Source organism: Corynebacterium falsenii (assembly GCF_020099275.1).
Lineage (GTDB): Bacteria > Actinomycetota > Actinomycetes > Mycobacteriales > Mycobacteriaceae > Corynebacterium > Corynebacterium falsenii.
Genome location: NZ_CP083646.1, coordinates 1,176,421 through 1,201,592 on the forward strand (window position 1 = coordinate 1,176,421; position 25,172 = coordinate 1,201,592).

22 protein-coding genes are annotated in these 25,172 nt (G+C 64.5%); 15 read left to right on the top strand and 7 right to left on the bottom strand.

All coding sequences use genetic code 11. The features are described from left to right. The first annotated feature begins 274 nt into the window (after positions 1 to 274). The 6 genes from LA343_RS05220 to LA343_RS05245 all read left to right on the top strand — a co-directional run bounded on the left by LA343_RS05220 (position 275) and on the right by LA343_RS05245 (position 9,151). Entirely contained in the window at positions 275 to 3,646 is a 3,372-nt protein-coding gene (locus LA343_RS05220; protein WP_025402294.1) for an Rne/Rng family ribonuclease, read from the top strand. 313 nt (positions 3,647 to 3,959) lie between these two features. After that, entirely contained in the window at positions 3,960 to 4,262 is a 303-nt protein-coding gene (gene rplU, locus LA343_RS05225; RefSeq protein WP_025402295.1) for a 50S ribosomal protein L21, read from the top strand. 56 nt (positions 4,263 to 4,318) lie between these two features. Next, the gene (gene rpmA / locus LA343_RS05230) at positions 4,319 to 4,600 is read left to right on the top strand and encodes a 50S ribosomal protein L27 (protein ID WP_025402296.1); all 282 of its coding nucleotides are present in this window, start codon (positions 4,319 to 4,321) and stop codon (positions 4,598 to 4,600) included. 157 nt (positions 4,601 to 4,757) lie between these two features. Beyond that, on the top strand, positions 4,758 to 6,284 hold the full coding sequence (gene obgE, locus LA343_RS05235) for a GTPase ObgE (protein ID WP_025402297.1): 1,527 nt from the start codon (positions 4,758 to 4,760) through the stop codon (positions 6,282 to 6,284). A gap of 85 nt (positions 6,285 to 6,369) precedes the next feature. Continuing rightward, positions 6,370 to 7,707 carry a glutamate 5-kinase gene (proB, locus tag LA343_RS05240; RefSeq protein ID WP_025402298.1) on the top strand — a complete coding sequence of 446 codons (1,338 nt, stop codon included), beginning with the start codon at positions 6,370 to 6,372 and terminating at the stop codon, positions 7,705 to 7,707. Positions 7,708 to 7,837: 130 nt separating this feature from the next. Continuing rightward, positions 7,838 to 9,151, top strand: a complete 1,314-nt coding sequence (locus LA343_RS05245; protein WP_025402299.1) for a glutamate-5-semialdehyde dehydrogenase — start codon at positions 7,838 to 7,840, stop codon at positions 9,149 to 9,151. A 12-nt stretch (positions 9,152 to 9,163) separates the two neighbouring features. On the opposite strand, the gene LA343_RS05250 is transcribed toward LA343_RS05245, so the two are convergent. After that, positions 9,164 to 10,138, bottom strand: coding sequence for a YwiC-like family protein (locus tag LA343_RS05250; protein ID WP_025402300.1), 975 nt, complete (start codon positions 10,136 to 10,138; stop codon positions 9,164 to 9,166). Between the two features lie 246 nt (positions 10,139 to 10,384). On the opposite strand from LA343_RS05250, the gene nadD reads away from it, so the two are divergent. The 7 genes from nadD (at position 10,385) to holA (ending at position 17,575) form a co-directional block, all read left to right on the top strand. Then, the gene (nadD, locus tag LA343_RS05255; protein WP_052337522.1) at positions 10,385 to 11,020 is read left to right on the top strand and encodes a nicotinate-nucleotide adenylyltransferase; all 636 of its coding nucleotides are present in this window, start codon (positions 10,385 to 10,387) and stop codon (positions 11,018 to 11,020) included. Positions 11,021 to 11,205: 185 nt separating this feature from the next. After that, positions 11,206 to 11,676, top strand: a complete 471-nt coding sequence (gene rsfS, locus LA343_RS05260) for a ribosome silencing factor (RefSeq protein ID WP_025402302.1) — start codon at positions 11,206 to 11,208, stop codon at positions 11,674 to 11,676. A 6-nt stretch (positions 11,677 to 11,682) separates the two neighbouring features. Beyond that, complete coding sequence (locus LA343_RS05265; protein ID WP_025402303.1) at positions 11,683 to 12,447, top strand: histidine phosphatase family protein; 765 nt, start codon at positions 11,683 to 11,685, stop codon at positions 12,445 to 12,447. Next, positions 12,444 to 13,547, top strand: coding sequence for a DegV family protein (locus LA343_RS05270; RefSeq protein WP_025402304.1), 1,104 nt, complete (start codon positions 12,444 to 12,446; stop codon positions 13,545 to 13,547). Before LA343_RS05265 ends, LA343_RS05270 begins: the two co-directional genes overlap by 4 nt. 110 nt (positions 13,548 to 13,657) lie before the next feature. Continuing rightward, on the top strand, positions 13,658 to 14,515 hold the full coding sequence (locus LA343_RS05275; protein ID WP_039910881.1) for a ComEA family DNA-binding protein: 858 nt from the start codon (positions 13,658 to 13,660) through the stop codon (positions 14,513 to 14,515). After that, positions 14,499 to 16,592 (top strand): ComEC/Rec2 family competence protein, encoded by a 2,094-nt coding sequence (locus LA343_RS05280; protein WP_081737281.1) that lies wholly within the window; start codon positions 14,499 to 14,501, stop codon positions 16,590 to 16,592. Before LA343_RS05275 ends, LA343_RS05280 begins: the two co-directional genes overlap by 17 nt. Positions 16,593 to 16,597: 5 nt before the next feature. Then, positions 16,598 to 17,575: a DNA polymerase III subunit delta gene (holA, locus tag LA343_RS05285; RefSeq protein ID WP_025402307.1), complete on the top strand. Its 978-nt coding sequence runs from the start codon at positions 16,598 to 16,600 to the stop codon at positions 17,573 to 17,575. Between the two features lie 46 nt (positions 17,576 to 17,621). Here holA and LA343_RS05290 read toward each other — a convergent pair whose 3' ends face one another. The 4 genes from LA343_RS05290 to LA343_RS05305 all read right to left on the bottom strand — a co-directional run bounded on the left by LA343_RS05290 (position 17,622) and on the right by LA343_RS05305 (position 20,491). After that, positions 17,622 to 18,113 (bottom strand): arsenate-mycothiol transferase ArsC, encoded by a 492-nt coding sequence (locus LA343_RS05290; protein WP_025402308.1) that lies wholly within the window; start codon positions 18,111 to 18,113, stop codon positions 17,622 to 17,624. 21 nt (positions 18,114 to 18,134) lie between these two features. After that, positions 18,135 to 19,175 carry an ADP-ribosylglycohydrolase family protein gene (locus tag LA343_RS05295; RefSeq protein WP_025402309.1) on the bottom strand — a complete coding sequence of 347 codons (1,041 nt, stop codon included), beginning with the start codon at positions 19,173 to 19,175 and terminating at the stop codon, positions 18,135 to 18,137. Positions 19,176 to 19,425: 250 nt separating this feature from the next. Then, positions 19,426 to 19,689 carry a 30S ribosomal protein S20 gene (gene rpsT, locus LA343_RS05300; protein WP_025402310.1) on the bottom strand — a complete coding sequence of 88 codons (264 nt, stop codon included), beginning with the start codon at positions 19,687 to 19,689 and terminating at the stop codon, positions 19,426 to 19,428. Positions 19,690 to 19,936: 247 nt separating this feature from the next. Then, complete coding sequence (locus LA343_RS05305) at positions 19,937 to 20,491, bottom strand: type II toxin-antitoxin system PemK/MazF family toxin (protein ID WP_025402311.1); 555 nt, start codon at positions 20,489 to 20,491, stop codon at positions 19,937 to 19,939. A 118-nt stretch (positions 20,492 to 20,609) separates the two neighbouring features. Between LA343_RS05305 and lepA the strand changes: the two genes are divergently transcribed. Continuing rightward, positions 20,610 to 22,460 (top strand): translation elongation factor 4, encoded by a 1,851-nt coding sequence (gene lepA, locus LA343_RS05310; protein ID WP_025402312.1) that lies wholly within the window; start codon positions 20,610 to 20,612, stop codon positions 22,458 to 22,460. A 28-nt stretch (positions 22,461 to 22,488) separates the two neighbouring features. Beyond that, a complete protein-coding gene (locus LA343_RS05315) occupies positions 22,489 to 23,019 on the top strand; it encodes a hypothetical protein (RefSeq protein ID WP_025402313.1) in 531 nt (176 codons plus the stop codon). A 32-nt stretch (positions 23,020 to 23,051) separates the two neighbouring features. Here LA343_RS05315 and LA343_RS05320 read toward each other — a convergent pair whose 3' ends face one another. Further along, entirely contained in the window at positions 23,052 to 24,014 is a 963-nt protein-coding gene (locus LA343_RS05320; protein ID WP_025402314.1) for an NADP-dependent oxidoreductase, read from the bottom strand. Positions 24,015 to 24,048: 34 nt separating this feature from the next. Further along, the gene (locus LA343_RS05325; RefSeq protein ID WP_025402315.1) at positions 24,049 to 25,125 is read right to left on the bottom strand and encodes a bile acid:sodium symporter family protein; all 1,077 of its coding nucleotides are present in this window, start codon (positions 25,123 to 25,125) and stop codon (positions 24,049 to 24,051) included. Positions 25,126 to 25,172 lie beyond the last annotated feature (47 nt).

The window sequence follows — 25,172 nt, forward strand, 5'->3', positions numbered from 1 at the left end:
AACTCTAACATTGCCACTGCGGCGCTGTGCGTGTGGCTGATCGGGGTTCGGCGACCGCAATGCACACAGGATCGCGCGCAGTTTCACGCGCGTATTAATAGGGTAGTCGGGCAGGTGTGACACAATAGGAGTTCGAGGGGATCGCGCGTGGCCCACAACGATGATGAGGCGAGCGGTCCGCGACCACGTTCGTGACCATGCCCAGTTCGGGCGGCGCCGTGGCGACAACACAGACTTTAAGAAGACTTACAGACTTTTTGTTCAAGGAGAGTTCGTGGCGACGATTAGCCCGGAAACCGCAGCGGCAGCTGCACAATTTGATAAAAGCACGTTGGGGGAGAAGGTGCGTGTGCACACCATTGCGAAGCAATTGGGTGTGCGCGCCAGCGACTTCCTGGGGGTGTTGGAGGATCACGGAATTGCGGGGAAGAAAACGGCTTCCACGTTGACCCGTTCGCAGGTGGAGGGTCTTCTCGACGCCATTGCGGGCGGCAACGCCTCCGGTTCAGCGAGCGAGTCGACGTCGGCGAAGAAGACTGCTGCAAAGAAGGCTCCGGCCAAGAAGACGCAGGCCAAGAAGACCACTGCGAAGAGGGCCCCGGCCAAGAAGGCGCAGGCTAAGAAGTCCAGCGCGAAGGCTGCCGAGAAGGAGTCTGCGCAGGAGGGATCCGAGAAGAAGGCTCCGGCGAACAAGGCGCAGGCTGCCGATGCTTCGGACGCTTCCAATGCTCCCAAGGAGTCAACGGGTTCCAAGGGGTCCAAGGGTTCCCGGGGATCCAAGACGTCGAAGTCAACTCAGGGCGAGAAGAAGTCGACGAAGGCACAGAAGTCCAAGAGCGAGTCCAATAGCGAGTCCAAGAACGCGGATCAGTCGCAAGACAACGTTGAGCTGGCCATCCAGCAGGACGCCCCGGCGCAGACACGGTCTGACAATGCCCCAGCGGAGAACACCCCAGCAGAGAACACCGCAGCGGAGAGCGCAGCGGCCGGCGAACAGGGCAACAAGCCTAGCTCCTCGAGCCGTCGGCGAGTGCGTCGCCGGGTCGTCCGTCGCGTGACGTCCCCAGCGGCCGCCAAGCACTCCGACTCCGAAAAGGCTGCGAACGCCGCGAATTCTGACAAGGCTGAGAAGCCAGCAAAGACTGATCAGGCCGAGGATTCCACTGAGCGCACTGAGGCCACCGAGCGCAAGCACAAGGGCCGCAAGAACCAGAACGGCGCCCAGAACACCTCCGAGCGCAAGCCCGCCGAGAAGAAGCCCAAGCCCGAGCAGCTCCACCCCGCCGAGCGCGAGGATGCGGACGTCGCCGACGAGCCCGTGCGCCTCAAGGGCTCCACCCGCTTGGAGTCCCAGCGCCGTTGGCGTGCGGAGAACCGCGACAAGAATTTCAAGGCCATCACCCGCTCCGAGTTCTTGGCGCGCCGGGAGTCCGTGGAGCGCACCATGGTGGTCCGCGATTCGCACCGCTCCGACCACGAGGGCCTGACCACTCAGGTGGGCGTGGTGGAAGACGGCATGCTCGTGGAGCACTTCGTTACCAGCGAGACGCAGCAGTCCATCGTGGGCAACATCTACCTGGGTCGGGTGCAGAACGTTCTCTCCAGCATGGAGGCTGCGTTCATCGACATTGGAACGGGCCGCAATGCTGTGCTCTACGCCGGTGAGATGAACTGGCACTCGCCACACCTGCACACGAAATCGCGCCGCATCGAGTCCGCGCTCAAGGCTGGCGACCAGATCATGGTCCAGGTCATCAAGGACCCGCTGGGCCACAAGGGCGCCCGTCTGACCAACCGCATCAGCTTCGCCGGTCGTTACCTGGTGTACTTCCCGGGCGGCACCACGGCGGGTATCTCCCGCAAGCTGCCCGAGCCCGAGCGCAAGCGCTTGAAGGACATCCTCGCCGACGTCATCCCCGGCGAGGGTGGTGCCATCATCCGCACCGCCGCCGAGAGCGTGTCGGAAGAGCAGATCGCTGCGGACGTCGAGCGCCTGCACAAGCAGTGGGAGCACATCGAGAAGGAAGAGCAGCAGGCCCGCGAGCGCAAGGGCAGCAAGCCCATCACGCTCTACGAAGAGCCGAACATGCTGGTCAAGGTCGTCCGCGACCTGTTCAACGAAGACTTCTCCGAGCTCGTCGTGGAGGGCGCGAAGTCGTGGAAGATCGTCCGCGATTACGTCGGCCGCATGGCTCCGGAGCTGAAGGATCGCGTGGTCAAGTGGGATCCGCGTCAGCACGATGACGAGGACGTCTTCGCCGCTAAGGGGCTTGACGAGCAGCTGGCCAAGGCGCTGTCCCGCAAGGTGTGGCTGCCGTCGGGCGGTTACCTCATCATTGATCGTACTGAGGCCATGACGGTCATCGACGTCAACACTGGTTCCTTCATTGGTTCCGGCGGCAACCTCGAGGAGACCGTTACCCAGAACAACCTCGAGGCCGCCGAGGAGATCGTCCGACAGATGCGCCTGCGCGATCTCGGCGGCATGATCGTGGTGGACTTCATCGACATGGTTCTGGAGGAGAACCAGGATCTGGTGCTGCGCCGCCTCACGGAGTACCTGGGCCGGGACCGCACCCGTCACAAGGTCAGCGAGGTCACGTCGCTGGGCCTGGTGCAGATGACTCGCAAGCGCCTGGGCACCGGCCTGCTGGAAACCTTCGCTACCACCTGTGAGGCCTGCGATGGCCGTGGTGTGATCATCCATGCCGATCCTGTGGAGCACACGGATGAGTCGGAGCCCCGCCGCGATCATGGTCACCGCAAGGAGCGTCAGCAGGCTCGCCGCCAGCGCGATGCTCAGGATGCCAGCCGTCGCACGTCCGGTTCGCATGGCTCTCACGGCTCCGACGAGTCTCACGGTTCGGAGAAGTCGTCGGAGAAGTCGGAGGATTCGCGCGATAACTCGCAGGGTCAGTCCCGTCGTCGTTCTTCGTCTCGACGCCACAACGATCAGCACACCGATGTCGCCAAGATCGCTTCTGATGCGCTGCGTACCGCGGCGAAGGAAGATCCCGATGAGCCGTCGGGCTCCGATTATGTGGCCGATGAGGCCGCTGAGTCCCCGTCTCACGAGCAGCGGGGAACGCGCCGGCGCCGTCGAGTGGTGAATCGGGTCGTTCGTAGCGGCGTCGACGCAAAGGGTGATGACCGCAAGAAGACAGAGAAGGCAGAGAAGAAGGCCGAGCCGAAGCAGGAGAAGCGGCAGGAGCGTCAGGCTGATGCCCAGACCTCCAACGAGTCCTCCGCAGCCCGCAAGCGGCGCGTGCGGCGTGTGGTGCGTAAGCGGACGACGGCCACAACGGCCACGACGTCACAGCGCACGACGGGCCAGCGTTCCGCCGGAAGCGCCCAGCGCGCAGCGGTGAAGGGGTCGCAGCAATCCCGCGAGGAGTTCGAGAACTCGCCGCGCCGCAAGCGCGCGACGCGCGGCAATTCTCGCTCGGACGTGCCGCCGCAGGACCAGGGCGACCAGGCTCCGCAACGGCAGCGGGGAAACAAGGCTGCGCAGGCTTCCGGCGCCAAGCAGGGGAGCCGTGACAACCGCGGTAACCGCGACAGCCAGGACAACCGCAGCAACCGGAATGGCCGCGGTGGCTCCCGCAGCCGGGGTCGGCGAGTGGTGCGTTCGCGCCACGACCGGTAGGAGCCGGGCCTGGCGGTAACTCACGTCCATGGGATTTGGAGTTACGCCAGGCCAGCGGGTAGTCTTGAGCAGTCGCTGTTCAATTCGCTGGTGACTTGGCTTAACATGCGCAGGTCACGGCACCGCATCGGTGCTCATCGCCCAGGCCCGCGACAGCTTCACACCGAAGCTGGAAACCGGGTTCCGGAGCTAGATGCGAGTTGGACGCAGTGAAAGCAAACAAGTAAGTCCAGTCAGGATGCTCACGCCCTTCGCGTACACGGTAGGTCGGGAGCTGCCTGAGCCGATATGAGAAATAAAGGGGTAGCCCTACATGTACGCGATCGTCAAGACCGGCGGCAAGCAGTACAAGGTTGCCGAAGGTGACCTCGTCAAGGTCGAGAAGATCGAGGGTGAGCCAGGTTCGTCCGTGGCTCTCACCCCGGTTCTCGTCGTCGACGGCGCTGATGTCACCTCCGGTGACAAGCTGGCCAACGCCAGCGTGAACGCTGAGATCGTAGAGCACGTTCGTGGACCGAAGATCCGCGGCATGCACTACCGCAACAAGACCGGATACAAGCGCCGCTTCGGCCACCGTCAGGCCCTCACGGTCCTGAAGGTCACCGGTATCAAGTAAACTACCGAGACACCTCGAAGAGTTTCGAGAAATCTTCCTGAAGGAGGGAGAGACTAATGGCACACAAGAAGGGTGCTTCTAGCTCCAACAACGGTCGTGACTCCGAGTCCAAGCGTCTCGGTGTGAAGCGTTTCGGCGGCCAGCAGGTCAAGGCCGGCGAGATCCTGATCCGTCAGCGCGGCACTTCTTTCCACCCCGGCGAGAACGTCGGCCGTGGCGGCGACGATACCCTGTTCGCCCTCAAGGCTGGCGCTGTGCAGTTCTCTACCAAGCGCAAGCGTCGCATGGTTAACATCGTTGAGAACGCTACCGAGACCAACGAGACCGTAGAGGCCTAAGAGGAATCTGTTTTAGGCTTTTGCCACTAACCCCGCGGAAGCACCGGCTGTTTGTAGGCTAGTGCCCGCGGGGTTTTCTCATGACATCATGAGCGCTTAACAGCGTGAACTACCCTGGTTGGTGACCCAACCGGATCTACCCAGAAAGGACGAACGGATGCCTCAATTCGTGGACCGCGTGGTGCTGCACCTGCAAGCAGGTGACGGCGGACATGGCTGTTCCTCCGTGCGTCGAGAAAAGTTCGTTCCCTTGGGCGGACCGGATGGCGGCAACGGCGGACACGGTGGCGACATCGTGCTGGAAGTTTCCCCCCAAGTCCATACGCTGCTGGACTTCCACTTCCACCCGCACATCAAGGCTCAGCGCGGCAACAACGGTGCTGGTGACCACCGGCACGGCGCCCGTGGCGAGGACCTTGTGCTCGAAGTGCCCGAGGGCACCGTGGTGCTCGACGACAAGGGCAACGTGCTGGCCGACCTCATGGGTAAGGGCACGCGGATGATCGTGGCCGAGGGTGGCCACGGTGGCCTGGGCAATGCGGCCCTGGCCTCCAAGAGTCGCAAGGCTCCCGGTTTTGCTCTGCTTGGCGAACCGGGCGAGGCCAAGGACATCACCCTGGAACTGAAGTCCATGGCAGACGTGGGCCTGGTCGGCTTCCCCTCGGCGGGCAAGAGCTCGCTCGTGTCCGTGCTGTCCGCGGCGAAGCCGAAGATCGCGGACTACCCGTTTACCACCCTGGTCCCCAACCTGGGCGTGGTCACCGTGGGGCACGAGGTCTTTACCATCGCCGATGTGCCGGGGCTGATTCCCGGCGCCAGCGAAGGCAAGGGCCTGGGCCTAGACTTCCTCCGCCACATCGAGCGCACCGCTGTGCTCGCGCACGTCGTCGATGCCGCCAACATGGAGGCCGACCGCAACCCCGTGGCGGATATCAAGGCGCTAGAACACGAGCTGGCGAACTACCAGACCGAACTGGCCACCGACTCCGGCTTGGGTGATCTGCGGGAACGCCCGCGCGTGATCATCCTCAACAAGATGGACGTGCCTGATGCCGAGGACATGGCGGACCTGCAGGAAGAAGAGCTCAAGGAGTTCGGCTGGCCCATCTTCCGCATCTCCACCGTGGCGCACTTGGGCCTCAACGAGCTCAAGTACGCCCTAGCAGACATCGTCAAGAAGCACCGCAAGGACAACCCGCCGACCTCCACCGCGTCCACGGTCATCACACCGCAGTCCGTGACACCCAAGGGCAAGCGCAACAACCGCGGTGGGCGCTTCGCCGAGTTCGAGGTCGCCCGCGATCCTGAGTCCGCGGATGGCTTCATTGTGACCGGCGACAAGCTCAACCGGTGGATCCGCCAGACCGACTTCGAAAACGACGAGGCCGTGGGCTACCTGGCCGACCGCCTAGCCAAGGCCGGTGTGGAAGAGGAACTCTACAAGGCCGGTGCCCAGGCTGGTTCGGAAGTCACCATCGGAGACATCACCTTCGAATGGGACCCGCAGACCGCCGCTGGCGTAGACGTGACCCGAACGGGCCGCGGCACCGATGCCCGCCTGGAGCAGAACACCCGCGCCACCCCAGAGCAGCGTAAGCGCGCCTCCCAGGCTCGCCGCGGCCTGATCGATGAGTTCGATTACGGCGATGGGGAAGAGGCCGACACCGAGCGCTGGCAGGGATAGACCACACTCACCGTGCGATGTGATTACTGCAACTAACATGCAGTGATAGCTGCCCAGATGAGGTCACGCTGGCATACTAGTGGGCATGTCCACATCGAATTCCGACAAAGACGGCGTGCCCTACGATTCAGCACAGTCCGGCCTCGTGTATGCCGGACCGGCTGAGATAAGCCCGGAGATCTACCCGCCCGTGCCGAATTACGGCACGCGGCCGGTGCACGAGCCGGGCCCAGTGGTACCCGCCACGAGCGTGGAATTTCCCGAGCCACAGGCGGATCCAGATGACCCCGCGATGGGGCACAGCTCCGACGTACGCGGTGACCTGGCTCACGCCCGCCGACTGGTGGTAAAGATCGGATCGTCCTCGCTGACGAACGACGATGGATTGGTTGACCCAGCCCGCATTGACATGATCGCCGACGCCCTCGAGGCCCGCATGGCCCGCGGAACGGACGTCATCGTGGTGTCCTCCGGTGCCGTGGCCTGCGGCATGGGCCCGCTGGAGCTCAGCCAGCGCCCCACCGACCTGGCCACCAAGCAGGCCGCCGCCTCCGTGGGACAGGTGCTGCTCGCACAGGAATGGGCCCGTAGCTTCGCACGCTATGGCCGCACCATCGGCCAGGTGCTTCTCACCGCCTCCGATGCGGCGCAGCGCGACCGCGCCCGCAACGCCCAGCGCACCATCGACCGTCTCCGCCAGCTCAAGGCGGTGCCGATCGTCAACGAAAACGACACGGTGGCCACATCGGAGATGCGCTTCGGCGACAACGACCGCCTCGCGGCCCTGGTATCCCACCTAGCCTACGCCGATGCGTGTGTGTTGCTCTCTGATGTTGACGGCCTCTACGACCGCAACCCTGCTGAGCCCGACGCCAACTTCATCCCCGAAGTGAAGTCCGCCAAGGACCTGCGTGGCGTGGTCGCCGGCGACGGTGGCCGTCTGGGTACCGGCGGCATGGCCGCCAAGGTCTCTGCCGCTCGTCTGGCCTCGCGCGCCGGCGTGCCGGTGCTGCTGACCTCCACGGAGAACATTGGTGCGGCGCTCGATACTGCCCAGGTCGGCACCTGTTTCTGGCCGGATCGCGATCGCCTGGGTGCCTGGAAGTTCTGGGTGCTCTACGCCGCTGATTCCCACGGTCGTGTTCATCTCGACGACGGAGCAGTCCGCGCTGTCACTGAGGGCCATAAGTCCTTGCTGGCCGTGGGCATCACGGACGTGGAGGGAGACTTCTCCCAGGGCGACATTGTTGACATCGTCAACTCCGACGGCGCCCTGGTGGGCCGTGGCGAGGTGGCCTACGATTCCACGATGCTCCAGGGCATGATCGGCCAGCCCACCAAGGAGCTGCCGGACTTCGCCCGCCGCCCTGTCATCCACGCGGACTACATGTCGCACTACTCCAACCGCGCTTCGCTGCGCTAGATCCTGGGCTAGATCCCGGGCAAGATCCTGCGCCAGCGCCTACGCGAATTCGCCACAACGGCTCCCCATCAGCGAGATACACCACAGCAGGGCTGCGAAGTCTCCCCGCTGTTCCGTATCATGGGGTGACATGACTGAGACGACTGAGACTAACGACACTCTGAACGACAACCTAACCCCAGAGCGCCAAGCCGAGCGAGACGAGGTTCTCGCCAAGGCCCGCAAGGCCAAGGAGGTTAGCCAGACTGTCCTGTTGTCCACGGAGCAGAAGAACAACCTGCTCGCCGCCGCAGCAGACGCACTTGTTCTCAACGCAGAAGCGATCATCGAACAGAACAAGCTAGACCTCGAGGCAGGCAAGGAGCGCGGCTTCGCCGACTCCCTCCTGGACCGCCTGAGCCTCGACGAAGAGCGCATCAACGGCATCGCCGGTGGTCTGCGCCAGGTGATCGGCCTGTCTGATCCCGTCGGCGAGATCGTGCGCGGTAGCACCCGCCCCAACGGCTTGCGGATGAAGCAGGTGCGCGTGCCCCTCGGCGTGATGGGCATGGTGTACGAGGCACGGCCCAACGTGACCGTCGATGCCTTCGGCCTAGCCGTGAAGTCTGGCAACGTGCCCCTGCTGCGTGGTTCAAAGTCCGCCCGCCACACCAACGAGATCCTCGTGCGCATCCTCCAGGATGTCGCCGAGTCGGAGGGCCTGCCCCGCGAGCTCGTGCAGCTGCTGCCCTGCGATACTCACGATTCCGTCCAGGACCTCATCACTGCCCGCGGTCTCGTTGACCTCGTGATCCCCCGCGGTGGTGCTGGCCTCATCAACGCCGTGGTGCTCGGTGCGACCGTGCCGACCATCGAAACGGGCACCGGCAACTGCCACTTCTACGTGGACAAGTCCGCCAAGATCGACCAGGCTATCGAGCTGGTCCTCAACGGCAAGACTCGCCGACCCTCCGTGTGCAACGCCACCGAGGTTGTCCTGCTGGACAAGGCGCAGCCGGATGAGGACAAGAAGCGCGTGCTCTCGGCCATCCAGGAAGCTGGAGTCACGCTGCACGGCAACACCTCCGAGCTCGAGGGACTGGCCGACAACGTTGTCCAGGCCGAGGAGTCTGACTGGACCGACGAGTACTTGAGCCTCGACATCACGGTGGGCCTCGTCGATGGCGTGGAAGGAGCCGTGAAGCACATCAACACCTACGGCACCAGCCACACCGAGGGCATCGCCGCCCAGGACTACTCCACGACCTCCTACTTTGAGACCTTCGTGGATGCCGCAGCCGTCTCCATCAACACCTCCACCGCGTGGACCGATGGCGAGATGTTCGGCTTCGGCGCGGAGATCGGCATCTCCACCCAGAAGCTGCACGCCCGCGGCCCCATGGGCCTGCCGGAGCTGACCTCCACCAAGTGGGTCATCAACGGTGACGGCCAGGTGCGCCCCTAGGCCAACGCAGCCCTAGGCCACCAACGCCACCGCTGCGGCCAGCACGCACAGCGGAACTTCATAGATCCCCACGCGCTTGGGCGTCCAGGCGCGTGGGTTTTTGTGTGCCAGCCGGGGGATTACTACCGCCCGCGCACACGCCGCAGCCATCATGAGGATCAGCACCGCCGCCGAGACCCATAACCGGATGCTGGAATGGGTGCCTGGGGGTGGCGTCGAACCAACAAGAAAGACCAACGCCCACACCGCGACCACGGACACGACAAGCGCCACCGCGTGATAGCCCACCGAGACCCGATAAAATTGCGGGTTGTTCTTCTCCCGAATCATGGTCTTGACGTAGAAGATCGTTCCCACGAAATACAGCACCATGCCCACCGTGGCCCACCACATACCCAGCCACGCCGGATGCACGCGCAGCGCCTCCATGTCTGGGTGGAACGCGGGCGTGAGATCCACCGACGTGGCAACCACCGGCAGCATCAACGCGCTGGCCAGCGTGGCGGACACCCCGGAGGCCACACTGCGCGGACGATTCCGATAAACCTCCCACACCGCCACCGCGATCAACGGCACAAACGCCACTGCCCACCACAGCAGCGACGGGCGCGCCACCACCGCGATCAGCACACACAGCGCCGCGATGGCGCCGTAGACCACCATTGGCTTGGCGTAGCTGGCCTTGCGCTGTGGATTGCGAGCCTTCCACCACAGACCGGCGGCGAAGAACGAGAAATAGCCCACGAACCATGCCACCGGCAGCGCCACGAGCGTGACCCATTGGCGCGCCCCCAACTCCGCGGCGTTGGTGATCGCCACGACCCACCCGGTGATGATCGGCACTACCAGCATGGCCCACGCACCGTGTTGATTCGGCACCCACGGGTTGACTCCGCCGGCACGAGAGGTGCGTGTGGGGCGTGTCGGCGGCTTTCGTCGTGACGCCACCGTGGTCTTCGCCCGGGAGGTGGTCTGGGGTGCATCCATGCCTCTTGTCCTTACGCGTTCGTGTCCACTGCGGTAGCAGACCTGATGAAACCTACTCGTGTGATCTCGGCGGGGCGCTGCTGTGAGACAATGTCATGCAGTGTCGGCTAGTTCCAACTAGGGCCAGTCGGTGCCAGCCAGTTCCAACTAGGGCCAGTCGGTGCCAGCCAGTGCCAGCCACGGGGAACGCCGCGAGTTAGGATTCCCTATATTTGACTGTAAATGATTGCCCGCCAGCGACAAAGGATGTGTGACGTGAAAGCCAAGAGAATCGGGATTATGGGTGGAACCTTCGATCCCATTCACAATGGTCACCTCGTGGCGGGCAGCGAAGTGGCTGAAATATTCGACCTCGACGTCGTGTACTTTGTGCCTACCGGCCACCCGTGGCAGAAGAAAGACAAAAAGGTTTCCGCAGCCGAGGACCGCTACCTGATGACGGTGATCGCCACGGCATCCAACCCGCGGTTCCTGGTCTCGCGAGTAGATATCGACCGCGAGGGGGACACGTACACGGTCGATACGCTCCACGACATGCGCAAGCAATTCCCCGATGACGAGCTGTTCTTCATCACGGGCGCGGATGCGCTGGAGAAGATCATCACGTGGCGTGACTGGGAATCCATGTTCGACTTGGCCCACTTCGTGGGAGTGACCCGGCCGGGGTACGAATTGCCCGTACCCGGCGGGGACAGCGAGGCCGACCTCGGGCCGCTGCAACGAGAGGTGGATGCCGGGCGGTTGTCTCTGGTGGATATCCCGGCCATGGCGATCAGTTCCACGGATATCCGCCGCCGCGCGGAGGAGGGGCGGCCCGTGTGGTACCTCGTGCCCGAGGGCGTGGTGCAATACATCACGAAACACGGTATGTACCTGCGGTAGTGCTGCGGTAGGCTAGAGCTGTTGTGTTCCTGAGTTTCGCTGTGCCTTCTGTGCCTTCTGGACCTTCAGCACATTTCGTGCTGACTGCGCTATCAGGGAGATCGCCCGAGATTGCGCACCAGCGAGCCAGGAGCGACCAAAACCCAAGATTCACCCACCCCTTCAGCATGTGAAAGGCTGACCATTTGACTGCCACTGCAGATTCCATTGCACTCGCGAGCGTTGCCGCGCGCGCGGCGTCCGACAAACTGGGCGAGGACATCCTCGTCATTGACGTGTCCGATCGCCTAGCCATCACCGACGTGTTCGTGGTGGTCACCGGCGATAATGAGCGCATGGTGAACTCCATCGTGGAAGAGGTCGAGGATCAGCTCACCGACGAGGGTGTGAAGCCCACCCGCCGCGAAGGCCGCGGCGAGGGCCACTGGGTGCTGCTGGACTACGGCACCGTGGTGGTGCACGTGCAGCGCCGCGAGGAGCGCGAGTTCTACGCACTCGACCGTCTGTGGCGCGACGCGCCGCAGATCCCCGTGGATGGCGTGAAGCAGATCGACCGTGGCAGCAACTGGGATGCCGATGACGTGGACGTGCTGGATGCCACCAGCATCGATGATCTCCCGCTGGCTGGCCCCACCCCAGACTCGGACGAGATGTAATCCGCGATGGGCGAACGCCGTTTGATCCTGGTCCGGCACGGACAGACCGACTACAACGCGACTGGCCGCATGCAGGGCCAGTTGGATACCGAGCTCTCCGACGTGGGCCGCGCCCAGGCGATGGAGGCCGCCCAGGTGCTGCGCGAGCGCAAGGTCTCCCACGTCTGGTCCAGTGACCTCATCCGCGCCCGCGATACCGCGCGCATCCTGGCCGATGCCTGGGGCTGCGACGTCACCGAAGATCCCCGGCTGCGCGAAACGGACCTCGGGTTGTGGCAGGGCGCCTCCCACACGGAGGTTGATAAGGATTATCCCGGCCAGCGTGCCTACTGGCGCTTCGACCCCACGTGGGCACCACCAGGTGGCGAGACGCGCCTGCAGGTCGCCGAGCGCGCCCATGAGCTCGTGATGGAGACCATGTGCACCGAGGCTTTCGATGACGGCGACGTGGTCATGGTCGCCCACGGCGGCACCATCGGCGCGTTGACCGCCCGGCTGCTCGACGTCCCCCACAGCCACTATCTCGTCTTTAGCGGCCTGGGCAATGTGTGCTGGTCGCAGCTGCTCGCCCGCCCCCGCTTCGTCAGCGGCGACGGGGTGTGCAGTGAGCCTGCCATTGATGGCACCACCGTCCCGCTGGTTCCCAACACCGCCAAGGACTGGTGGAAGAACCCGAAATGGCATTTGGAGGGGTGGAATGTGGGCGTCAACGCCGCGGCACCCACCCAGGCCGCCAGCCCGGACGAGGGCGGGGAGGACACCCCGGAATGACCGTTCATGTTGTGACCGATTCCTCCAGCTGCCTGCCCCAGGACGTCGCCGACAAGGCCGGCGTGACTGTGCTGAAGCTGCACGCCTTCGAGGAGGACGGGGAGAAGACCACTGCCGGTCTGAGCTCGCTGGAGCTCGCTGCGGCCTACGCGCGCCTGTTGGAGCGCGGCGGCGATGATGGCGTGGTGGCAATTCACCTGTCCAAGGAACTGTCCGCGACGTGGTCTAACGCGGTGTCCGCTGCGGGTGTATTCGACGGGTTGGTCACGGTGGTCGACACCAACAACATCGGCATGGTGCTCGGATTCGCCGCTCTGCGCGCGGCCGAGGTGGCCCAGGCAGGCGGCAGCCTGCAGGAGGTCACCGAGCGCGCGCAGGAAGCAATCGCGCAATCGTCGCTGTGGCTCTACGTGCACCGGCTCGACGCGCTGCGCAAGGGCGGGCGGATTAGCGCTGGTCAATCGCTGCTGACTACGGCCTTGGCCATCAAGCCGATCTTCCAATTGGCTGAGGGCAAGCTGATCCTCGCCGCCAAGACGCGCACGCAGGCCAAGGCGATGGACAAGCTCGTGGACATTGTGCACTCGGCCGTAGTGGCCGAGGCCGAGCGGGCATTCGCCGAGAAGAACTCTTCGCACGCCGACGCCGCTACGCGCTCTTCTGCCTCAAACGCCGCGACGCGGTTGACCGCGGGTGCTGGTTCAGATGCTGGCGAGGGTGTTGGAGAGAACACGACGGCAGGTGCTAAAGCCAATGCCCCTGCTGACGGCGGTGCGGGCGAGAACGACTCGCCGTCCTTCGTTCGCCCGCTAAAGTCTCCGGAGGAATGCCACTCGACCACGCCGCGCACGGTTCGCATTGCGGTGCACCACAGTGATGCGCTAGAGGTCGCGGGCGAGCTGATGTCCCGCATGGAGGCCTCACTCGAGGCACCCCGAAAAGAGGGCAAGGTCATCCCGGCAAAGGCCAAGAACAAAGCCGATATTCCGGTGACCTTCTCTGAGTTCCCCGAGGTGGAGTTCATCATGGTCGAGCTCAGCCCAGAGCTCGCCGTGCACGCAGGTCCTGGTGCCGTGGGAGTAGCCCTGGCGCTGGGGTAACTCAGCGGTTTACGCGGGTTATCCACAGCCAGGCAGTTATCCACAGCGACCCCCGCTGACGCACCAGCGTTCACGGCTCACCGGAGGAGAAGCGTGGTTCACTCCATGCCATGCGACCTCATCTACCCGCTTCTGCCGCGTCCACGGCTGCGCGCGTGCGCCAACGCGTTGAAGCCTTGGCTGAGCCAATGGCCGAGCATGAGGTCAGCAACCTTGACCTCGACACCCGCGCGGTCCTGTCTAAGCGCACTGCCATTGCGATCGCGGCGGTTGTCGCTGCCGTGGGAGCGCTGGTCATTGTGCTCACGGTTCTGCCCTTTGACACTGATCCTGCTACCGATCCAGGCGCCGGTTCAACCAGTGGCTCACCTGTAGATCCTTACGCAGGTGGTGGATTGCCGCCCTCACCTACCGCGGCGACTCGTGGAACGGACACGTCCGCTCAGCCCACACCATCGGGTCAAGCACCCGATGGCTCTCCCACCGAGGTGGTTGTCAGCGTGCAGGGCATGGTTTCCCGGCCGGGTCTTCTCCGCGCGTCGGCGGATCAGAGGGTGGGGGAGGCGATCGACCTCGCGGGCGGCCCACATCCACAGGCGCGACTGCACAACATCAACCTGGCCGAGCGTGTCACGGATGGCATGCAGATCACCGTCACCGATTCCGGCTCGGAGGTGCGCTACCCCGGCGCGGCGGGCCAGGCACATCCCGGTGGGAACGGCACACCTGGCGCATCTGGCTCACCACCGGCGCACGGCATGGGAGGACCGGGCGCAGGCGGCGTGAGCATTAACACGGCTGATGCCCGCTTGCTCGAATCCTTGCCGGGCGTGGGACCTGCCACGGCGCAGGCCATCGTGGCCCACCGAGACAGCCACGGACCCTTCACCTCGGTAGAACAGCTCATGGAAGTCAAGGGCATAGGACCGGCCAAGTTCGAGGCGATCAAAGATGCCATCACCCTCTAAGCCCCGGAGCGTGCTCGCACCCGACCGGCGACCCTCGGTAAGTGAGCGTCGCCCAGACCAGCGAACGCTGGCGCACCGGGATCCACATTCGCCGGAGGCGATCCGCGCAGCCCGCGGCTGGGACGTGCGCCTCGTTCCCATTGCTGGGGCGATGTGGTGTGGCGTGGCCAGTGTCGTGGCGCTTCGCCACTGGTGGGCCATCGCCATCGTTCCGGCGGTGTGCTTTGCGGCAGTTGGTATCGCCGCTGGTTGCGCCGCCATACTGCCTAACCGCAGGACAACGATTGTTCGAGCCATAGCCGCGGGGGCCTACACTGCTGCAGCCACGGTGGTGTGCTCGGCGGTCGCAGCGGTTGCGGCGTACGTCCGCGTGTGGCGTATCGACCGCAACCCATTGGTCCGCGGCGTCAAAGCAGCACCCAACAGGCCTGGCACGCATAGGTTGCCCACGCCGCCCACATCCTCCACCACATCCCGGCTTGACCTCACGATCTCCGGTTCACCCCGGCCAACCCGCAACGGTGGCGTTCACGTTCCTGTCGATGTCGATGGTCTCGGCGACGTGCCGTTGTTTATCCCTCCCACCCAGCTCCGCGGCCACCCTGCTCCCGGTCATCCGGCGGGCGTGACCAGCGGCGCCGACCCCCGCGAGCAGATCCTGGCCTGGCAACCCGGTACCCGGCTGTCGATCACCGCCACGGTCGATGCCTCCGACCGCGCCGGGCTTGTCCCCATCACCCTCACGGCCCGCGACCCGATCCCAGGAGGCGCCGGCGGTGGGGTAGAGGTATCCGAACCCACCGGGTTGCTTGCCCTCACCGCGGCGATCCGCCGGGGCTTGGCCGTGGCAGCGGATGGGCTGCCCGCAGATGGTGGGACCATCATCCCCGGCATGGTGGTGGGGGATACCTCCATGCAACCCATCGCCAGTCGGCAGGAGTTCATTGCCACCGGGCTTAGCCACCTCACGGCCGTCAGCGGTTCCAACGTTGCGGTCGTCACGGGCACGGTCGTTGTCGCTTGCGCCGCCCTGGGACTCAGAAAACGGGCACGCTTTGTCGCGGCGGCGCTGGCGCTGCTCGGATTCGTCCTCGTAGTCGGCCCAGAACCCAGCGTGCTTCGTGCAGCGATCATGGGATCCGTGGGGTTGGTGGCCGTTGTGACGTCGAAGTGGTCGGATATCCTCGCAGCACTCAGCGTGGCCACCATTGTGCTGTGCGTGGCGGCTCCCGGTGTGGTCACCGGCTACGCATTCGCGCTCTCCGTGGCCGCGACCGCCGGAATTGTGGTGGTGAGCCCGTGGTGGGCGCGGGTGATTCTGCGGCGCTACGCGGGGTGGTTGGGTAGGCATTGGGATCGGGCGCCCACCGAGGCCGAGGCGATGCTGGTGCGCTTGGTGTGCGTCACCGTCGCGGCGGACCTAGCGACCATCCCCATCATCGTGCACATGAGCGGCGAGGTATCGCTGGTCGCGGTTCCGGCCAACTTCGCCGTCGCGTGGGTGGTGCCCCTCGTGACTGTGGCGGGTCTGCTGGCAGCACCGATCTGCGCCGGCGTGGTCGCCCTCGGAGGGCCGACCTGGATTGCCGAAGTCGCACTCTTTCCTGCGTGGCCCGGCGCGTGGTGGGTGACCACCGTCGCCGGCCACCTTGCCGACGCGCCTCGGATCCACACCTCAGGCGGTACGGTGTGGGCGATCGCTGCCTTGGTGGGGATCTGCGGCGGTATTGGTTGCATCGTGTGGCGGCGCTATTGGCGCTGGTGGCGCTGGCCCGCCGCCGTAGCCGTGGCGGCTCTGGCGGTGGCTATCCGGTGCGGTGCGGTGAGCCTGACGTCGACCGAATCACCGACCCGGGTGCCACCATCTAGCCTGGATCTATCCGGCCAAGCCGTGGCGGTGGTCCCCGACGATGCGGCTGCTCTGGCCGCAGGTACCTCAGCCTCACCGCCGGAGGTTGTGGTGGTCACCGCGTGCGGGAAACCCCACGATAGACCGAGCTACCTGCCCACCGGCCAACCCGTGGTGTATCCCTGCGCCGACCACATATCCATCACTGGAATCGATCTGGCACGATAGACACCATGAACTCCCCGCAGCATCCCGCCCCGGTCAATCTGATCGTCGGCGGAGACGACTTCCTCGCCGAACGGCGCCGCAGCGCCATCGTCCAGCAAGCGCGCCGGGCCAGCGGCAACGAGGACCTACCCGTGGAGATGCACAAGGCCTCGGAATTGTCCGCCCCGGAGCTCGCGGAGCTGCTCAGCCCCAGCCTCTTTGCCGAGGACCGCATCATCGTCATCTCCGGCGTGGAAGATGCGGGCAAGGAGACCATCACTCTCATCGAACAGGCCATCACCGATCCGGCCGACGGGGTAGTGCTCATCCTCATCCACACCGGCAAGGGGCGGAACAAGAAGCTCGTGCAGAGCTGGCCCAAGCTCGGAGCCGTGGTGCACGAAGCCGCAGAGCTCAAAGGACGGGAGCGGCAAAACTTCGTGGACCAGGAGTTTCGCCGCTACAAGGTCCGCGTTGACCCGCATGTCACCCAATTTCTTCTCGACGCCGTCGGCAGCGATCTGCGGGAGCTCGCCAGTGCGGTGAGCCAGTTGGTCGCTGACACAGACGGCAACGTGGATCTCATCGCGGCCAAGAAGTACTACTCCGGCAAGGCGGAGGTTTCCGGGTTCGACGTGGCAGACGAGGCCACCAACGGCAGGGTCACCGCCGCCGTGGCTCTTGCGCGGCGGGCCCTGCAGCTCGGCACGCCACCGGTGCTGCTCGCCAGCGCCCTGAGCGGTTCCATGGCGGACATTGCCAAAGTGGCAGGCAATCGCGTTGACCCCCGGCGCGACGCCGCAGCGCTTGGCATGCCCCCGTGGAAGCTGGAGAAAACAGCACGTACCGCGCGGGCATGGAACCCTGCCATGGTGGCCAGGGGAGTGCAGATCGTTGCCACGCTCGATGCCGGGGTCAAGGGGCACAGCGCGGACATCAACTTCGCCGTGGAATCGGCGGTACGTCAGATCGCGGAGCTCGCGGCGGCCCGGCCGGCGCGCTAAGGAGCGTGGGTACGGGCACGGAGACGTGCGCCCCGGGTGTTGTCGCCTAGGAGCTCTCCGTGTCGCCGTGCGCAGCGGTGATCTCGTCGACCAGGTCGGTCACGTACGCATCAATGCGATCCCGCAGCAGATCCATGCGCTCGGCGCCCTCGAAGCCTTCCTCACTGGGCTCCGCGGGAGTCCACCGGGAGACGTGTGCGCTCGTAGCGGCGTCGAAGCCCGAGACCTCACCGAGATCCGCCCCGCCCACCACGATTACGCGATCGGCGGAGCCGAGCATCTCGGCAGTGGCGCGCTGCGGACCAGCCTGATCCGGCGCACCCATCGTTGCGGAGACGCGAGCCAGGGACTCCGCGGACTCCTCGTTGTACGTGGTGCCGTCCTCGGCGCGGGTGCCGGCGGAATCGATGTGGACGCTCAGGCCGGCGTCGGCGGCACGCTTGGCGAACAGACCCGCGGCCATGGCGGACTTGCCGCGATTGCTCTGGCAGACGAAAACGATCGACTCGGGCTGTGCGTTCGGGGTGGTGTTGGTCATGCCCAGAATCCTAGTGGTTGCTTACCTGTGCCGAGAGAAGCCATTCCACGAGCCCGAGTGGATCGCGTGGTTGTAACGCGGCTCGAACCCGTAGGTGCGGGTTTCCTCCCACTGCTCGGGGCCATTATCCAGGTGGGCGCCGATGAGTGCACCCGTCAGCGACGCGCGGGTATTGCGGTTGCCCGGCCAGTTGGCGGCGACGTGGAGGAAATCGTGCGGGTAGTAGCGCTGGCGATGATCCAGGTACAACTGGGCCAACAGCATGGCCGAGGCGGTGCAGGACCCGGAGTCCCAGCCGCGACCGAAGATCTGCATGAACTTGCGCGCGTGCCGGTACAGCTCCTCGAAATCATCCTTTACCAGGAAGGGGGTGAGGTAGTCGCGGACCTCAGCGACGCGGGAGACGAGCTCGGTGAAGGGAACATCCGGGCCGGTGAGATCCTTGATGAGTGCCTCATCGAGGTCGGTGAGGATGCCGGACTTTTCCTCGCTGGTGAGCAGCACATCCGAATCGAAGTTCTTATCACCGGCGATGCCACCGGCCACCTCTATGAGGTCGGAGCCCTTCTCCGCCATCATCATGCAGGCCACGACGGCCGACGACGCACGGGCTACACCGGAATCGTGCGTGAGGATCGCCTGCAACACAGACCAGCCCACGCCCTGCTGCGAGGGAGCGAGCAACGCCGAGGCGGAGACGCGCATGACGGCACCCGAGCCACCGGAGTGCGTGGAGACCTCCGACCACTGTTCCGTGCCCTTTTCCTTCAGCCGCTTGAGCGACTCCGTGGTGGAGGCGCCGGGGAAGCGGTCATAATCTGGGTCGCCGTAGTAGTCCAAGAACTGCCGACCGATCTCGCGCATGCCGGCATCCCGGTCGAGTTTCTCGGCGTCGATAGCGCGCATGGCAGTGGACAGAGCCAGGGTCATCTGGGTGTCGTCGCTGATCTGCAAGCGCTCGGGGAGGGGAGTGGCCGAGGATTGCGGTGGCAACTGGTAGGGATAACTCCAGGCATCCCCCAGTGCGGTGCCAAGCAGCGCTGATCTGAATCGGGTCTTCATGAACTTAAGACGCCTCCTCCGGGGCAAAAGTGTCGGCGAGAGCGGGGCTGGTCGGCCACTGTGGCTCCACAGTGGCTCCACAGTGGCCCAACAATGACACCAGCCCGCATCCTCACCGTCGGTGTGCTTTCTTACAAAGCTACCGTGAATGAGAATGCGGGCTGGCGACCAGCTCGGTGCTTACGCGGTGAGCTGCAGCAAATGCGAGTTAACAGAGTTAACGCCACGGCGAGTGATCCGCCGTGGGGCATTAAGCCATCTTGTTGAAGCGAGCGGCCATGCCGGACTTCTTGTTGGCCGCGTTGTTGCGGTGGATGGTGCCCTTGGTCACTGCCTTGTCGTACATCTTGGAAGCCAGACGAAGCTGTGCCTCGGCTGCTTCCTTGTCGCCGGACTCAACAGCGGCGTTGAACTTGCGGGTCTCGGTGCGCAGGCGGGAACGGATTGCCTGGTTGCGACGACGAGCGATCTCGTTGGTGAGAACGCGCTTCTTCTGCTGCTTGATGTTTGCCATGGGTGGCGTACCTCTTTCCAATCTCACGTTCACAGCGGGTGGAACCTGGGCTGCGGGTGATTACGGACAACAATCGGTATTCGACGATCCGTGGCGCTACGTTCTCTAACACCACGCCCAAGGTATAAGCGCGGTGCGGTAGTGCCACCCATCAGCTCAGGGAACTAATGAACTGTAGAGACTCTACCAGCTGCAGGCTGGGAGCCGAAAATTACCCGGAGTCACAAGACCCGAGCCCCAAGACCCCTCAGTACCAGCCGTACGTACTACGCAGGTAGTTGGCGATCCTCTCGTAGCGCCGTTCCGGCATGGCGGCACCGCGCCGTTGAATGAGCGACTCCGGAATCTGCAGGATCTTATCCACCCTGATCCAGCTTTCCCGCCCCGCCGGATCCCATGGGCCGCTGCCGACCTCCAGCCAATTCTTCTGATTGGCGTGTTCGTCGTTCGAGGAAATCAGCATGGCGAGCAGCGTGTGATCCTTGCGTCCGATGATGAGCACAGCGCGCTTATCCAGCGTTTCGCCGTGGTGGGTGTGGATATCTGCCCACACGACCTCGCCGGGGTCCGCCTGGCCGTCCATATCGGGGGCATAAAAGATGGGGCGGGCGAGTTCCTGGCTGGGGGTCTTGATGGTTTCGTCGGCTACCTCATGTTCGTGCTCGTGCTCATGCACGGTGTCGCGCCGATTGGCCAGACCCATGTGCGAATTGAGCCCGCGCAGGCCGCGTTCCAAGTTGTCGCGCCGCTGGAAATGGCGCGCTATGAAACGCTGCAGGAAATTTTCCTTGCCAGAACCCATGTGTCTCATCCTACATCGTGAGTCCAAGGGGGAGGTCGAACTTATACAGGGCTTTCACACCTGGGCTTTCGTACAAGGTAGGGTTGACTTTCGATTAACCATTAGAGGAGGGCAATCCATGGCAGCGAAGCAGAAGAACTACGCCACGGAGACGTTTACGGACCCATCGCGGATCCGTAACTTCTGCATTATTGCCCACATCGATCACGGTAAGTCCACGCTCGCCGACCGCATTTTGCAGATGTCCGGCGTGGTCGATGACCGCGATATGCGCGATCAGTACCTAGACAACATGGACATTGAACGCGAGCGCGGTATCACGATCAAGGCGCAGAACGTGCGCCTCCCCTGGGTTCCCCGCAGCGGTGAGCACGCTGGTGAAGAGCTCATCATGCACCTCATCGACACCCCCGGCCACGTCGACTTCACGTACGAGGTCTCGCGCGCGTTGGAGGCCTGTGAGGGCTGCATCCTTCTTGTCGACGCCGCCCAGGGCATTGAGGCCCAGACGTTGGCGAACCTGTACCTGGCGATGGAAAACGACCTGGAGATCATCCCGGTTCTCAACAAGATCGATCTTCCCGCCGCTGATCCAGAAAAGTACTCCCTGGAGCTGGCACACATCATCGGTTGCGAGCCGGAGGAGGTTCTGCGCGTGTCCGGCAAGACGGGCGAGGGCGTGCCCGAGCTGCTGGATCGCGTCTGCGAGCTCGTCCCGCCGCCGGTGGGTGATGCGGATGCCCCGGCCCGTGCCATGATCTTCGACTCGGTCTACGACATTTACCGCGGCGTGGTTACGTACGTGCGCATGATGGATGGCCGCCTGGAATCGCGCCAGAAGATCGAAATGATGAGCACGGGCACGACCCACGAGACGCTAGAAATTGGCGTCGTCAGCCCCGAACCCGTCAAGACCAAGGGTCTCGGCGTGGGTGAGGTGGGCTACATCATCACCGGCGTGAAGGACGTGCGCCAGTCCAAGGTGGGCGACACGATCACGTGGGCCACCAACGGCGCCACCCAGCCGCTGAAGGGATACGAAGAGCCCACCCCGATGGTGTACTCCGGACTATTCCCCATCAGCGCCGATCAGTACCCGGACCTGCGCGAAGCCATCGAGAAATTGCAGCTCAACGACGCATCGCTGACGTTCGAGCCCGAGACCTCCGTGGCCCTGGGCTTCGGCTTCCGTTGCGGCTTTTTGGGGTTGCTGCACATGGAGATCACCCGTACCCGGCTTGAGCGCGAGTTCGGCCTGGACCTCATCTCTACGGCGCCGTCGGTGGTGTACCGCGTGGTCAAGGAAGACGGCTCCGAGGTCTATGTCCGCAACCCCTCGGACTGGCCCGGCGGCAAGATGCGTGAGGTCTATGAACCGATCGTAAAGATGACCGTCATCGTCCCGGCTGAGTTCCTGGGCGCGACCATGGAGTTGTGCCAGTCCAAGCGCGGCCAGATGGGCGGCATGGACTACCTCTCCGAGGATCGCGTGGAGCTGCGCTACACCATGCCGTTGGGCGAGATCATCTTCGACTTCTTCGATCAGCTGAAGTCTCGTACCAAGGGCTATGCTTCCCTCAACTACGAGGAGGCAGGCGAGCAGCTGGCAGACCTGGTTAAGGTCGATATCCTGCTGCAGGGTGATCCGGTGGATGCGTTTAGCGCCATCGTTCACCGCGATAATGCGCAGTGGTACGGCAACAAGATGACCGTGAAGCTCAAGGAGCTCATTCCCCGCCAGCAGTTCGAGGTGCCCGTCCAGGCGGCGATCGGCTCCAAGATCATCGCCCGCGAGAACATCCGCGCCCTGCGCAAGGACGTGCTGGCCAAGTGCTACGGCGGCGACGTTTCGCGTAAGCGCAAGCTGTTGGAAAAGCAGAAGGAAGGCAAGAAGCGCATGAAGTCCATCGGCTCCGTCTCGGTGCCGCAGGAGGCCTTCGTCGCCGCCCTGTCCACGGACAACAACTAGTGATAACAACTAGCGATAAGAATTAACCATGCGCCATCACGAATCCCTCGAAGGATGGTTCCCGGACGATTCCGACGACACCGGGAACCCTAACGACCCCGCCAACCGCGGTCGGGGAGCGGACGTTGCGGTGCGCCAGCACCGGCTCACGAAGTACCGCCCTAGGAAGGCGAAAAAGATCGCCTCGTGGACCAGCATAGGCCTCGGGGCGATCATGATCATGCCCGTGTTCGATCAGTCCTCCCGCCAGCCCGGGTACGAGACGATGAGCATGACATCGCAGGTCATCATGGCCCTGTGCTACATGGCCATGTTCGTCCTTCCGGGTGCCTACTGGCTGTGGCGGAACCGCCGGGACAGTCAGATCGTCCGCGAGTGGGCCTCCACCTCCAGCGAGTACTGGGACGTGTGGGAATCCCTGGACCCCATGACCAAGGCCGCGTTCGCCACCCCCACCGACGAGCTGCCGTTGCTGCCGAAGCGCCACTGGTGGGCCATCATCATCGCGATGTTCGTGCTCGCCTTCATCGGCGGAAGCCTGCTGCCACCCCAGGTGTAGCACCCACCACTCGGGCCCCCGGCGGTGCTCCGCTATAGCCGCACGACGGTCTTGCCCAAGCTGTGCCCAGCCTCGACGTCCTTGACCGCATCCGCTGCGTGGTCGAAGGAGAATTGGTTGTCGATCACTGGCGTCACGGCACCCTCAGCGACCAAGTCCGCGAGCTCCGCGAAGACTTCTCGTGTTCGACGCCGCCGTATTCCCCGCCCGCCCAGCTCGCTGGCGAGTGCCGGGTCCGCAGCGCTGCGGACCGCTCCCTCCGGAGCCAGTCCCGCGAGGATGCGGAGCGAATCTCCACCGGCGGCATCGACAATCGCGTCGACGGGGCCGATGATTTCCCGCGCCACTTCTCGTGTCACCTCGATGGATTGGTTGACGGGTTGGTTGAGAAACTCCGCATAGTCCACATGATGCGCCCCTAGGCGCTCCACCAGCAGTTTCTTCGCAGAACTGGCCACGCCAACCACTGAGTAGCCCAGGTATCGGGCCATCTGCACGGCGAACGTGCCCACCCCGCCGCCTGCGCCGAGGACGAGCACGCGCTGGGGTTTTTCGGCATTTGGGTCGCCGGCGTTGAGCTCGTGGAGGGCGTCCCACGCCGTGCCTGCCGCGACGGGAAGGCACGCCGCCTGGAAGTCCTCCACGGCATCGGGGATGGGGGTGGTGGAGGTGGCGTCGAGAATAGTGACCTCCCCGAGGGCACCGACGCCGGCGAGACAGGAGCCGAACACGCGATCGCCGGCGGACAGGCCGGTGGAAGGATCGGAGGAGATCACGCGACCGGCGGCTTCGCGACCCATGGCCATGGGGAACTCGACGGGGAAGGCACCCTGGCGTTGGCCGCTGCGCACCTTGATGTCGCCGGGGTTGAGTCCCACCGCGGTGGTCTCGATAGCGACGCCACCAGGGGTGCCCTCGGCGGAGGTGGGGTCCGGGACCTCGAGGAAGCGCTGCACTTCGGGGCCGCCGTAGGAGTCAAAGCCGTAGATTCGCATGCGCCCCAGTCTAGAAGGTGAGCGCGGGCCCGGGCTAGGACGCCGTGGGTGCGATGGGGGCGTGGGAGGCGTCGGCTGGGGCAAGTGCATCGGACGCGGCGGCTCGGCGGGCGTCCACGCGGCGCATGACGAAGGCGAAGATTGCGCCGGAGACGTTGTGCCACACGGCGGCGATGGCGCCTGGGATGGCGGCTTCCGGGCCCCAGTAGGTCCCGGACATGCCCGAGGCCAGGCCCGCGGACTGGGTGGAGATCTCGATGGAGGTGGTGCGGCAGACCGCCTCGCTGGCGCCGGTGGCCTTGGCTGCGCCGTAGCCGAGGACGTAGCCAATGAGGTTGTGAATGATCACGGCGAGCAGCGCGGTGAGGCCCACCGTGGCCAGGGTGGCGGAGGATTTCGCGACGGCGGGGAAAACCACACCGCCGATGGCGACGATGGACAGCCACGGCAGGATCGGCAGGATGGCGGTGACGGCGCGGTTGAACACCACGCGCAACACGAGGCCGCCGATGACGGGCAGCAGCACTGTCTTGACGAGGGCGAGGGCCATGGCCGAGCCGTTGACGGGCGTTTCCTCCCCGGCTAGCAGCAGCATGATGATGGGCGTGACGATGGGGGAGAGGACGGTGGATACGGACGTCATGGTGACGGAGAGGGCGACGTCTCCGCGGGCCAGGTAGCTGACCACGTTGGAGGTGGTGCCGCCGGGCACGGATCCCAGCATGAGCAGGCCGATGGCGAGCATCGGATTGAGTCCGAACAGCTTGGCCACGGCGACGGCCCCGAGGGGCATGATGACGAACTGGCCGATGACGCCGACGAGGATGGGCAGCGGGCGGCGGAGAACTAGGGCGAAGTCCGGGAGTGTGAGTGTGAGGCCCATGCACAGCATGATCACGGCGATCATCGTGGTGACATGCGGAGCAAGGGGAGTAAACGGCGCGGGGAAGAAGAAGGCCGCGGCCGCGCCGATGAGAATGAACGCGGGGAAGGCCCACACGGCGATGGTCGCGGAGCGTTCCTCGGCGGCGGATGGCGCGCTGGCTGATGGCGCCTTGGGGGATGGCGCGCTGGGGGATGGTTGCTGGTGTTGGGTGTCCTCTCGAGTCATGTATCCACTATATGAAACAGAAATCTCACAGAGTGGCATGGGGTATG

Coding starts and splice junctions, on each gene's coding strand:
- LA343_RS05275 (WP_039910881.1), top strand. CDS start 13,658: ATGCGACCTCATCTACCCGCTTCTGCCGCGTCCACGGCTGCGCGCGTG.
- lepA (WP_025402312.1), top strand. CDS start 20,610: ATGGCAGCGAAGCAGAAGAACTACGCCACGGAGACGTTTACGGACCCA.
- nadD (WP_052337522.1), top strand. CDS start 10,385: ATGTGTGACGTGAAAGCCAAGAGAATCGGGATTATGGGTGGAACCTTC.
- rplU (WP_025402295.1), top strand. CDS start 3,960: ATGTACGCGATCGTCAAGACCGGCGGCAAGCAGTACAAGGTTGCCGAA.
- LA343_RS05280 (WP_081737281.1), top strand. CDS start 14,499: ATGCCATCACCCTCTAAGCCCCGGAGCGTGCTCGCACCCGACCGGCGA.
- obgE (WP_025402297.1), top strand. CDS start 4,758: ATGCCTCAATTCGTGGACCGCGTGGTGCTGCACCTGCAAGCAGGTGAC.
- LA343_RS05320 (WP_025402314.1), bottom strand. CDS start 24,014: ATGCGAATCTACGGCTTTGACTCCTACGGCGGCCCCGAAGTGCAGCGC.
- rpmA (WP_025402296.1), top strand. CDS start 4,319: ATGGCACACAAGAAGGGTGCTTCTAGCTCCAACAACGGTCGTGACTCC.
- LA343_RS05250 (WP_025402300.1), bottom strand. CDS start 10,138: ATGGATGCACCCCAGACCACCTCCCGGGCGAAGACCACGGTGGCGTCA.
- LA343_RS05265 (WP_025402303.1), top strand. CDS start 11,683: ATGGGCGAACGCCGTTTGATCCTGGTCCGGCACGGACAGACCGACTAC.
- LA343_RS05270 (WP_025402304.1), top strand. CDS start 12,444: ATGACCGTTCATGTTGTGACCGATTCCTCCAGCTGCCTGCCCCAGGAC.
- LA343_RS05245 (WP_025402299.1), top strand. CDS start 7,838: ATGACTGAGACGACTGAGACTAACGACACTCTGAACGACAACCTAACC.
- LA343_RS05290 (WP_025402308.1), bottom strand. CDS start 18,113: ATGACCAACACCACCCCGAACGCACAGCCCGAGTCGATCGTTTTCGTC.
- LA343_RS05305 (WP_025402311.1), bottom strand. CDS start 20,491: ATGGGTTCTGGCAAGGAAAATTTCCTGCAGCGTTTCATAGCGCGCCAT.
- LA343_RS05325 (WP_025402315.1), bottom strand. CDS start 25,125: ATGACTCGAGAGGACACCCAACACCAGCAACCATCCCCCAGCGCGCCA.
- LA343_RS05295 (WP_025402309.1), bottom strand. CDS start 19,175: ATGAAGACCCGATTCAGATCAGCGCTGCTTGGCACCGCACTGGGGGAT.
- LA343_RS05315 (WP_025402313.1), top strand. CDS start 22,489: ATGCGCCATCACGAATCCCTCGAAGGATGGTTCCCGGACGATTCCGAC.
- rpsT (WP_025402310.1), bottom strand. CDS start 19,689: ATGGCAAACATCAAGCAGCAGAAGAAGCGCGTTCTCACCAACGAGATC.
- proB (WP_025402298.1), top strand. CDS start 6,370: ATGTCCACATCGAATTCCGACAAAGACGGCGTGCCCTACGATTCAGCA.
- holA (WP_025402307.1), top strand. CDS start 16,598: ATGAACTCCCCGCAGCATCCCGCCCCGGTCAATCTGATCGTCGGCGGA.